The 2,308-nt window shown below is 67.2% G+C and carries 2 protein-coding genes and 1 pseudogene; 2 read left to right on the top strand and 1 reads right to left on the bottom strand.

Features of this window, described 5'->3' with window-relative positions:
* The coding region (locus DMB66_RS58550; RefSeq protein ID WP_158647721.1) for an AAA family ATPase at positions 1 to 696 on the bottom strand (696 nt) is incomplete at its 3' end.
* A 118-nt stretch (positions 697 to 814) separates the two neighbouring features.
* Here DMB66_RS58550 and DMB66_RS58545 point away from each other — a divergent pair.
* Positions 815 to 1,609 (top strand): hypothetical protein, encoded by a 795-nt coding sequence (locus DMB66_RS58545; protein WP_125812561.1) that lies wholly within the window; start codon positions 815 to 817, stop codon positions 1,607 to 1,609.
* Positions 1,610 to 1,652: 43 nt separating this feature from the next.
* A pseudogene (locus tag DMB66_RS58540) lies at positions 1,653 to 2,308 on the top strand (hypothetical protein); the annotation flags it as partial.

Raw genomic sequence — 2,308 nt, 5'->3', positions numbered from 1 at the left:
GCGAAGATTCTTGAGCCGGGTCTCGGCATCGGTGACCGGTTCGATGGCGAGCAGTGGAGCCATGGCGTCGAACAGTTCACTGGGCCGCGACGACATCAGCCGGCCGAGGTCGTTCGCGGTGAGGAACGGGCGGTAAGTGTCCATCGACTGTTGCCAGCCGAGGGCTTCGATATCGGGCAGAGAGATCTTGGCCTGACCCGGCTCGGTGGCGTCCTCGGACCAGCTTCGCCGAATCCGCAGGGGCGCGGCGACGCCGTCGAGGCGAGCGATCAGGTCGATCTCGCAGGGCGCTGAAGTATGCAGATTGCGCCAGCCGTCGCGGAAGATGCTGTTGCGCTCGGCCCATCGCTGGCTGTCGCCGGTAAGGGCAAGCTCGATGGCCTCGGCGAAGCTGGACTTGCCGGAGCCGTTGCGACCGACCACAAGGGTGAGGCCGTTCTGCGGCTGCAAATGCAATGTCGCCTTCGGACCGATGCCTCGGAAGCCGGCCACCGAGACGCGGTCGAGATAGACGTTCTCGCGCACCTCGACGGAATCACTCGGGCGCGGCAGACGCGCGTCTTCCCCGGCCAATACGGCACGCAGCTCTTCGTCGCCGGCGTAGGCGCCGAGGATGACCTCGGCAAGCTGATCGGACGCCTCGGTCTCCGCCAACCGGTCGAACACGACGTCCAGAAGTGCCTGATCCCTGCTCATCTGACTCCCCTTGGCCGAAGTGAGCCGAAGGTGACTGGTAGCACCGCGTCGGCTGACGACCACCATGCCACAAACTGGCAATTGCTGGAAGACACTGGGATACCGTATGGTGCTCGTTGTGACATCTCCCGCCGAGGCCCTCGAGCGCCGCATCGACGAACTCCGTGCCGCCGTCCGCAAGGCGGTGACGGCCGGAGAGCGAGACCGCGCGCGAGAGTTGCGCAAGGAACTGCGACGGCTTGAGGACGAGTGGGACGAGGCCCTGGACGACCTCGCCGACCAGGCTGAACGGCCGGTCAAGCCGGTTCCGCGGCAAGCCGGACCACTGCTGCCGCTGCGGGAGCAGGTACACCAGGCGTTGACCTTGCTCGGCGCCGCGGCCGCACCGAGATTGATCATCGCCGTACACGAGGCTTTTCACGTCGGCGAGATGATCCCGGCCCGGCTGACCAGCCTGCGCCGTGACGAGGAGCGCTCCTTCCGGACCGCGCCGCATTCCCGGCCGTACTATCTGTGCCCCGCCCTGACCGCCGACCTGCTGGCGCCGGCCCGCGGCCTGCTGGCGGTCTCCACCTGGCCGATGGCCACCCGGGTGATCGGGCCGTTGAGCCCGCGGGTCGATTTCCTCATTTCGGCGATCCGCCTCGCCAGGCACCTGGACCGGATCCCCGATCCGGGCACCGATGCGCGGCGGCTGTTGTGGCGCTTCGCCGCCAACATCCCCGGCGCCGCGGCCAGCGCCACCGCCATGACGCCCGCGGCCGTCGCCGAAGCCGCGGAAGCCGAACTAGACATTCATCGGGACGCCGATCGGTCGCACCGCGAAGCGGCCGCGAAACGAGCCCGTGAGCTGTCGGACGTCGAGCAACTCTTCGGCAACCGCCTGCGCGGTATTGCCTCCACCGGGTCCTGAGACCCACCCCCGGTAACACTCGTCTTCCGCGAAGGACGACCAGATGGACAACGACACTTCCGACCGACTGCGCCGCCTCCGCGGAGCAGTCCCTGCGAAACGCCACAATGCGCGAACCGTCGCCGCGTTGACCGGCAACCCCGGTTGTGCCCGCCGCGCTGTGCTCGACGCCGCCGGCGTGGACAAGGAGCAGTTGGCCCGGCACGTCGGGTTTCCGGCCAAGTTCGGTCAATCGCAGTTTGCGATCACTCGCGGCAACGCCTTCGAGGCCCAGGTCAAGGCGAACGCGTTTGCCGAGCTGATCCGGTTGCTCCGGGAGACCCTCGGACTGGAGCTGAACGAGGTCGGCCAGACCGATCTGGAAGAGGTCGGTGGAAACACCAGCCAGGAGATGCGGCACATCCGGTCTCGGCAGAAGCTGACCGGCGCGGCCGCCGACGGCGAGTCGACGTTCTTCGACCATCCTCTGCTGACCCTCGACGTCGGTGGTAACACCGTCTACCTTGAGCCTGACTTGGTGGCGTTCCACCACAACGGCAAATTCCACGTCGTCGAGATCAAGTCCTTCGCCGTCATCGACGACCAGGCCGACGGCGGCAAGGTCGCCGCCGCAGCCACCCAATCCGCTGTGTACGTGCTAGCTTTGCGGCGTCTGCTCGGCGCCGACGACGCGGTGTCGCACGAGGTTGTCCTCGTCTG

Source organism: Actinoplanes sp. ATCC 53533 (assembly GCF_003947245.1).
Note: the sequence above shows the minus strand (reverse complement) of the source record. Positions and strands in the feature narration are given on the sequence as shown.